The 8,162-nt window shown below is 37.6% G+C and carries 8 protein-coding genes; 2 read left to right on the forward strand and 6 right to left on the reverse strand.

Features of this window, described 5'->3' with window-relative positions; all coding sequences use genetic code 11:
- From ACNF42_RS08120 to ACNF42_RS08135, 4 genes are all read right to left on the reverse strand, one after another.
- Positions 1-330 (reverse strand): hypothetical protein (locus tag ACNF42_RS08120; RefSeq protein ID WP_443340260.1); only part of this gene is annotated, 330 nt, incomplete at its 3' end.
- 212 nt (positions 331-542) lie between these two features.
- A complete protein-coding gene (locus ACNF42_RS08125) occupies positions 543-3,236 on the reverse strand; it encodes an AAA family ATPase (RefSeq protein ID WP_443340261.1) in 2,694 nt (897 codons plus the stop codon).
- Positions 3,226-4,338: a metallophosphoesterase family protein gene (locus tag ACNF42_RS08130; protein ID WP_443340262.1), complete on the reverse strand. Its 1,113-nt coding sequence runs from the start codon at positions 4,336-4,338 to the stop codon at positions 3,226-3,228. The genes ACNF42_RS08125 and ACNF42_RS08130 overlap by 11 nt, the downstream gene beginning before the upstream one ends.
- A gap of 49 nt (positions 4,339-4,387) precedes the next feature.
- Positions 4,388-5,917 (reverse strand): ATP-binding protein, encoded by a 1,530-nt coding sequence (locus tag ACNF42_RS08135; RefSeq protein WP_443340263.1) that lies wholly within the window; start codon positions 5,915-5,917, stop codon positions 4,388-4,390.
- Between the two features lie 462 nt (positions 5,918-6,379).
- On the opposite strand from ACNF42_RS08135, the gene ACNF42_RS08140 reads away from it, so the two are divergent.
- Together ACNF42_RS08140 and ACNF42_RS08145 are read left to right on the forward strand one after the other, a co-directional pair.
- Positions 6,380-7,030: a hypothetical protein gene (locus ACNF42_RS08140; RefSeq protein ID WP_443340264.1), complete on the forward strand. Its 651-nt coding sequence runs from the start codon at positions 6,380-6,382 to the stop codon at positions 7,028-7,030.
- A gap of 11 nt (positions 7,031-7,041) precedes the next feature.
- A complete protein-coding gene (locus ACNF42_RS08145; RefSeq protein WP_443340265.1) occupies positions 7,042-7,287 on the forward strand; it encodes a hypothetical protein in 246 nt (81 codons plus the stop codon).
- Between the two features lie 264 nt (positions 7,288-7,551).
- Here ACNF42_RS08145 and ACNF42_RS08150 read toward each other — a convergent pair whose 3' ends face one another.
- Complete coding sequence (locus ACNF42_RS08150; protein WP_443340266.1) at positions 7,552-7,698, reverse strand: hypothetical protein; 147 nt, start codon at positions 7,696-7,698, stop codon at positions 7,552-7,554.
- Between the two features lie 320 nt (positions 7,699-8,018).
- Positions 8,019-8,150 (reverse strand): transposase, encoded by a 132-nt coding sequence (locus tag ACNF42_RS08155; RefSeq protein WP_443340268.1) that lies wholly within the window; start codon positions 8,148-8,150, stop codon positions 8,019-8,021.
- Positions 8,151-8,162: the final 12 nt, after the last annotated feature.

Genomic DNA, 8,162 nt, shown 5'->3' on the forward strand with positions numbered 1-8,162 from the left:
AGGATTATCTGAAAGATTGTACGTTATATTCTTACTTCCGAAGTTTCCTCCAGTTGTGATCCACTCGGGATCAAAGGCAAGCAGGGTGAGACTTGCGTTTGAAAGATTGTATGTGAATCCTGAATCAGGATATGTTGTATAGGGTGAATCTGAATTTTGGATTCCAGTAAGCATCACTCCTATATGCACAGGCAACCCCTTTGGTGAAACATGATCTGATGATTCGTAATGATAAATAACAAGAGCAGTTGAAACAACCATGATAATTGCAGCAAAAATTGCGAAGATGAGCTTCTTTCTGTCTCTCTTCATATTTTCCAAAACTCCCATAATAATATGAATAGGACTTTATATATATATTATTGCTATTTATAAACTCAGAACATAATCCTTCTCAGTTTCAAAAAATAAGCGATTATGTTCCCTACGGGTATGCTGAGAAAGGTGTCTTCACTCAATTCCTTGCAACGGGGAATGCTCCACGTCTAGATCAAGATGAGCGCATTTTCAGAAAAATGCCCTAATATTCATTTCATTATTAATTAAGTCGTGCCCACAAAAGAGACTCCATTTTCCTTCCTGACCTCATATACCACATCGGCGGCAGTTTCTAGCTCCTCGTGGTGTGTTATTATTATGATTTGTGGAAATATGTTCTCATCGCTCAGTTCCTTTATGGAATACTTGATTATGTCCCTGAGATCGTTTCTCCTCTCTTCATCAAGGTATACTGTGGGCTCATCCATTATGATGGTACTCATATCACCACCTAGATATTTGGCAATTGCAAGTCTTATGCCTATTGCAAGGGAGGTTCGTTCTCCGCCACTCAACTGGGATAGATCCTTTATTGAACCATCCTGCATTATTTCCACATCAAGGTCATCTGATAGCCTGACATCCTCAATGGCAAGATTGAATCGTGATATGATATTTCTGGCCTGGACTGAAATGCTTTCAACCGCAATTCCCCGCAAAGCCCTGGGGATTCCGTCCCTCGATATGGCCTTCCTTAATTTTGAGAGGAACTGGAGACTCTTCATTGCAGATTCTGTATTCTTCAGATACCTTTCAATCTCCTCCATATCCTTTTCTAACTTCTCGGTTTCGGCCTTCTTTGATGATGTATCCCTTATTATTTCTTCCTTTTCCTTTCTCGTTCTTTCAATTTCTTCATCAATTTCCCTTAGACTTTTTCTGTACTGGGGTTCCAGGGATATATCTTTTTTTAAGGGTTCACTTAAGGCTATTTTCTCCTGTATCTGTTCATTGTAGAATTTTATACTTTCCATTCTTTTATCAATTTCCAGCATTGGCCCCTTATCCTGCACTTTTTTAGAGAACAGTTCAACTCTGTTTTCAATATCCTCCAGATCCTTAATCTTAAGGCCATTTTCTATCAATCTCACAAGATCTGCATATTCCCTTAGTGCCCTCTGGTTATCATTAAATTTTTCTTCCTTTTCCTTAATTGTCTGTTCAAGGTTGAGTTTTCTTATGGACTCAATCCTGCCTGTCAGTTCAACGTATTTCCTGTAAGGTTCACGCAGCAGTTCAATTTTTTTTCCCATCTCCTGAAGAGCTAATTGATTCTTTTCGTATTTTTCCCTGTTTTCATTGTTTTCTTCTATTTTAATAAGATACTCCTTCTCCGCTTTTTCATTCTCCTTCAGGGTCTCCATAAGGTTGATGTATTCATTGACCTCTCTGGATTCAATTATTTTCAGTTCATCTTCCACTCTCTGCCTCTTAATGTTAAGGGCCTTTATGTGGTTATTCGAGCCTTCAATTTCAGTATTAATCTTATTAATTCCCTGATTAAACTCCTGGAAAATTTCATCATGTTTATGCCCTTCTATACTCTGACCGCATAGTGGGCAGACAGGAGAGGCCATCAACTGATCCATTTTTTCCCTTATTTCTTCTATCCTCTTTCTGTTTTCATTTATACTTGATTTCTCCTCAGAAATTTTCCTTTCAAGTTCTCTCAACTCTTCTCTCTTTTCAATTCTTCTTTTTTCTACATAGTCCAGCGTGAGAGATTGAAGATCAATTTTATCTCCAATTTTCTCAATTATTCTTGCCCTCTGTTTATTGGTATTTTCAATCTTTTTTCTGTTCTCTTCAAACAAACTCCTGTATTTTTCATATTCTTCCTTAAATCTCAAGAGAAGCTTCATTTCATCTTCCATTTCTGAAAATTTCCTCTGCATTTCTTCATATCTTTCATAACTTTCCTTCAGATTCTCCATTTTTTCCAGTTGAGTTCTGTATTCATCCATAGTTTTCTTCTGTTTTTCAATTTCCTTCTCTATTTCACTATTTTCATTCATCCTCCGAATCATTTCCCTGATCTCTCTTCTCTTAAGATATCTTACATCATTCCTCATTTTTTCAAGTTCATCTCTGTTTGAATCGTACTCCTTTTTTTGCTGTTCAAGTTTCTTTATTTCTGCCTCCAGTGTCAATATTTTGTTGTTCATCTCATTAATTTCCTTATTATACTGTTCCATGGTTCTTTTCTTGTTTTCTATGGACTGTATTTTTATGAAAATGCTGTCACGTTCTTTTTCAAGTTTTCTTATATTTTCCTCAATTTCATCTTTCCTTATGCGATTCCTCTCAATTTCCTCCCTATAGGTTTCAATTCTCTTTGATATATCCCTTCCTTCCTCTCTTTTTGCATCAAAGTCCCTGGTTTCATTTTCCAGATTTTTTATTATGGGATCAAGGTTTTTCAATGCTTTATCGTAATCCTTAAGTCCTATTATCTCGCTCATTATGTCCTTTCTTTCAGCAGGCCTGGATGTTATAAGCCCGTCAATATCACCCTGCTTAACATATACAGAATTCAGGAAGGCAACCTTCCCAATTTCAAGTTCCCTCTCCACGGCCTGATTTACCTCATTCGCCCCTTCCCCGATTTTTATTCCATCCCTTGTCATGAATGCTTTTTTTGTGTTTTCTCTTCCCCTCTTATTTTCCAGTGTTCTCGTTATTTCGTATGTATGCATGTTGTGCCTGAATTTCACAGTCACACTGGACTCCGTTTCATTATAGGATATAATTTTTCTCTCAATATCGCTGTTACCGAATAGTGCCATTCTCATTGCGTCAACAATGGATGACTTTCCCGCTCCGTTCTTACCTATTATAATATTGACTCCTGTCGAAAATCCGATCTTTGAGTCCTTGTGTGACAGAAAGTGTTTCATATCTATCTCTTCAATCAGCATCTGAACCCTCCCTGGCAAGCCTTCTTATCTCCTCCTCAGAAAAGTCCCCATTTCTAAGTTCCTTGAAAATTTCATAGGCTATGTTTCCCTTTCCTTCACTTTCAAAGTACTTTACAAAAAGTTCATTCTGTTTTCTGGAAGAACCGACTTCCACGGTTCCCTTACTTTCCCTCAATTCAAATCTTGGTGTTCTGATTATGAAATAATCTGAATAATCCCTAATTTTATTCTTCAGGTATGTGTTGTCAATCCTCTCTGTCAAGGTGATATTCAGGAGAGGCTTTTTGTCATGATTTTCCTTAATTACCTGATCCATTTTTGAAAATATCTCCTCAGCGCTCCCTACCAGGTCATACTGCATTCTCGTACTCTTCAGGCGTATTCTCTTTACCTCTGCTTCATCCTCTATTTCAACTATGTTCACACCTTTCCCCTGCCTGTTGAGTCCTGGAATTTCCTTGGTGGCCTTCACTTCAGTTGATCCTGCATAGGAAAATATGGATCTGCCTATCTTCTCCTCACGGAACTGATGCACATGTCCAAATGCCATATAGGTGAAATTCACAGGAAGATCGGATTTTTTTGCCTCGCACTGCTCCTCGGGAAAGTAAGGATCGATGGCCTGATGAGATACAAATATGCATTTCTTCATATGGGACGCCTTTTCGTTGGCCTGGGCATATATTTCCTTAAGTATATCGGACTGATACAGCTTCATATTCCCAATGCCGCCTATATCCACATCTTCCTTTCTCATAAATTCAAGATTGTCCATCCCCAACATTCTGAGACCAACGAAGTCGAAAATCCCGTGAGCTGTTATGTCCCGTCCTCTCGGCCTGTCGTGGTCTCCTGGAATGCATATCATTTCAATATGCTTTTCATATAACTTGAGCATATTTTCCTTGAGGACGGTCAGTGCCCTGTTCGAAGGTCTGCTTGAATCAAAAAGGTCTCCTGAATGTATTATAAAATCAACATCGTTATCAATGGCAATATTTATGGATTCTGAAAAGGCATCGTAAAAGTCATTTTCCCTTTCTTCAATTCCGTACTGCACAGCCCCAAGATGGGTATCCGATACATGCATAAATCTGGCCATTTTTCTTTCTACCTCTCTATCTGCACATCAGATTTTATATTTTTTATTTCTAGTCTTCAAGCAATCCTCTGAGAATTTTTCTGTTTTCAACAGGGTTTAATCTTCTGTTCCTCTCCTCCAGAGATTCCCTGAGTAAACTGACAACATCCACATCCCCACCTCCTTCCCTTGTCTCTCTCTTTCTTATTTTAACTATCACAGGGAATCTGACGAACTCACCCACTAGAACTGCCTCACCTGTGTTCAGGGACGGGAGATCATTTATGACGCTTGCACTTACACCTTCACAACTCTCCTCAATGGCCCTCTGATCCATAGGATTTGTAATTCTGAGTATGATCTGGGAATTACACTGACTGAGAACGTCCTGATCTATCTTTCCTGGCCTCTGTGTAATAACCACAAGAAACATTCCAAATTTTCTACCCTCAGAGGCAATCTTCTTTATGAGGTCAGGGAGTTTTCCTTTGTTTTCTCTTCCAACGAAATTATGGGCCTCCTCTATGAACAGGAACACAGGATATTTGAAGGTTCCCGCAACCTTTGCATCATATATTTCATCGAGAACCCTGAGACAGAAATAGGACATTACATCCTGATCCAGCCCTGAGAGATCAAGTATGGAGAGCTGTCCCTCCTTCAGATATGAATCAAGAGTTGTGGTTGTATTTCCGAATATTCCCCTTATTGCTTTTAAAAGTGCTATTCTTCCAGATATTCTTCCTCGTTCCTGTTTTTCAAGGGACTGATATGACCTGATAAAATCATCAAGATCCCCCTTTCCCCTGGTTCCCTCCAGTATCTTTCTGGTTATTTCTCTCAGGGTTGTCCATTCATCATCTATTCTCATTATGTCAAAAAGATCGTTCTCATCAAGATCCTGGAATCGAATTGTGAACTGCTCTGTCAGCGCATTAAGTTCCTTACTGTACCTTCCCGTACTCAGGGGTGTTTTGAACACCTTTGCATAATCACCAATTTCTCTCTCCGCCTTCATCAGAGCATAATCCGCATGTGGATCAAGGACAACAACGGTTGCACCTTTCCTGATAAGTTCCTCTATCATCACTGCTGCAGTATTGCTTTTTCCTGCCCCTGTTTGGGCCATAATGGCCACATGTCTTCTGAGGCCATTTATGGATGCACCCACACCTACCGACTTGTAATTGGAAAGAGTCCCAAGAACTACTGAATCATTCTCTGAATAACCAAAAAGGGTTCTCATTTCCTCTTCGGTTGATCTTCTCACAGGTTCCCCTGGTCTTATGAGTATTCTGTTTCCCTTAAATACTTCACCATTAGAATTTATAGAGCCAACAGTTCTGCATACGGCGATATCCACGCTTTTTGTTGAAATGTTTCTTATTATTTCCTTAAGTTTTTCGTAACTTATACTCTCCTGAATCATCTCATTGAAAGACTGTAACCTTTCAACCCTTCCAATGATCTTAAACGAACCGATTGATAATGTAACATATTCCCACTTTTTGATTTCCACTTTAGGATTGAGAACAAATCTGAATACATCACTGTCATTCTGTCCAGTAGTGAATCCAATGTTCTGCTCCATTTCTTCCATAGATAAGAGAATGGAAATACACACTTAAATGCTTAGATCAGGAATGTTCTCGGTTTGGAATAATGGTACTTTACAGTTTCACTCTTCATTTCTGTAAGTGAGTTCAAGTATTTCTCAACTTAATAGAACAAAAGATGATTAAATTACTGGCATTTCTTTTTTCTTTAAATTGAACCTAATTGGACATTTTATATTCACGTTTTATTTGAGTCTATATCTTACTACCCTTTAATGCGAATTGTAAGTTATATTCAATTTAATCCCTGGGCATACTTCCCTGTTATTTTGCGATAAGAATTTTCATCATATTCAAAATACATACTGCAATTGAAATACTTATGTTTAAAGCAGATTTGCATCATAATTATCTTTGCGGCGTTAGGATTAAATTTTCAGATTGCTCAATTGTATAGTCATATATAAATGATAAACATATATATCTCAAAATCTTACTCATTTATTATGAATTTAAACCGATCACTATTGGAAATAACTGCTATAATAATTGCAGTAATGTTTTTAGGCCCAGGTATTCAACCTGCCATTGTCCATAACAACCATCTTGCAAGTGCTTCTGTAATTACTCTTACAGCAGGAAGACACTTATCAAATATTAATCATTCAAATTTAATGATTGAAAGATCAATCATTATGGAAAACAGAATGGTGGATGTAAAACAGATTGCTCAAAATATTGGTCCTAAAAACATAAGTGTTGACAAAATACTTTGCTGGACAGATGAAATAGGCCCCAATAACTCATTCATACTGTCATTCAATCAGGAAAACACTGAAAGATTGATAACCTATATGACTCTTCTTGCATTAAGTGGTGTTGGGTTTTTAGTAAGTAGGGCTGCTCCGGTAATAGCAGGTTTTCTGGGCATTTCAGCTGATGCGTTATTAACAGCTTTTTCAGCTGTAATTGCTATCATAGCTATTACAGCGATATTTCTGCAACTTATTGACGCTATGGGAGGCTTTCAGGGAATCTATTTTGGGGTGGGTTATTCTAACACAAACCTGTGGTTCACAACAGTAACTGTTCCTTATCCTCTCTTAAATACAAATCCCGCTCCTGGATTTGAGCCAATAGTGAATCAATGTATTTGAAGGTGTTTAAATTGGGAAAAATAGAGAATTTCCTTTCACATTTTATAATCCGAGCAGAATGGAACAGAAGAAATCGAATTATTTTTGGGGTAGTGTCTGGAATGGCCATAATTTATTATTGTTTAGCCATTCTGCTTAACCAAAAAATTTCAGATGTAATTTCGGTAAAGATCTTTTCAATATTACTTATAGGTTCCCTGTTTATTATGTTCTATGCGGTAAAGGGTGTAAAATGGGTAGACAAAGCTACCAGATAATGCTATTTATATTCTGAGTAACCGTTTACTTTTAAATATCTCACTATTTTTTACCTATGAGCAGTGTAAACGTGTAAGACAAAGAGAGCATTTGATCAAGAATATTTTATTTTAACTATTGGCTTCAGAAGATTCATCAAATAAAAATTTTAACTTTATAAATTTGCCAAAGTGCAAATGAAAACTCGTCAAACTTAATGCACAAATGATGTGTATATTTAAGGATACCTATTCCTGGACCTTTCCAGAATTTTGTTCACTCTTTCACATACTCCTCTCATTTCCCTTTGAGACTTCACAATCGGAAGTTATGGATACGACGGTTCTGCACACTGCAATACCCACACTCTTTGATGATATGCTGCCAATTATCTCTTTCAATTTATTGTAACGTATGCTTTTCTGTATCATTTCATTAAAGGACCGAATTCTTTCAACTCTTCCAGTGATCTTTTAATTCTCTATTGCAGGTGTAATATATTTCCAGTTCCTAATCTCAATGGTGGGATTAGAAACGGACCTGAATATATCATTTTCATTCTGTCGTGTAATGAAAACTATATTCTGTTTCACCTCACCCATAATATGTAAAGGAGAAGACAGGGAGGATCTCTTTAACATTCTGGGGGTAACCTCAATCCTCCTGCCACCAGATATATGATCGTATCCCTGTATTCCTGTGCCTTAAAACCATATGAACGCTTGAATGCAGTACGGATCTTGTTGTTCAATCATTCAACAACAGCTGAATTTATTCCAGATTTTATGGCCTCAAGGATGCCCTTGAGATGTCTCTTTATGGTTTTTCCAAGCCTGATTATATCGGGCATCCTTGATCTGTATGCCCATGATATCCATTTCATCAGATATGATTC

The sequence above is a fragment of the Cuniculiplasma thermophilum genome, from assembly GCF_052315355.1.
GTDB lineage: Archaea > Thermoplasmatota > Thermoplasmata > Thermoplasmatales > Thermoplasmataceae > Cuniculiplasma.

What these genes read in the sequence shown, in the direction of transcription:
- ACNF42_RS08125 (WP_443340261.1), bottom strand. Translation starts at nt 3,236, where the DNA reads ATGCTGATTGAAGAGATAGATATGAAACACTTTCTGTCACACAAGGAC.
- ACNF42_RS08130 (WP_443340262.1), bottom strand. Translation starts at nt 4,338, where the DNA reads ATGGCCAGATTTATGCATGTATCGGATACCCATCTTGGGGCTGTGCAG.
- ACNF42_RS08135 (WP_443340263.1), bottom strand. Translation starts at nt 5,917, where the DNA reads ATGGAAGAAATGGAGCAGAACATTGGATTCACTACTGGACAGAATGAC.
- ACNF42_RS08140 (WP_443340264.1), top strand. Translation starts at nt 6,380, where the DNA reads ATGAATTTAAACCGATCACTATTGGAAATAACTGCTATAATAATTGCA.
- ACNF42_RS08150 (WP_443340266.1), bottom strand. Translation starts at nt 7,698, where the DNA reads ATGATACAGAAAAGCATACGTTACAATAAATTGAAAGAGATAATTGGC.
- ACNF42_RS08155 (WP_443340268.1), bottom strand. Translation starts at nt 8,150, where the DNA reads ATGAAATGGATATCATGGGCATACAGATCAAGGATGCCCGATATAATC.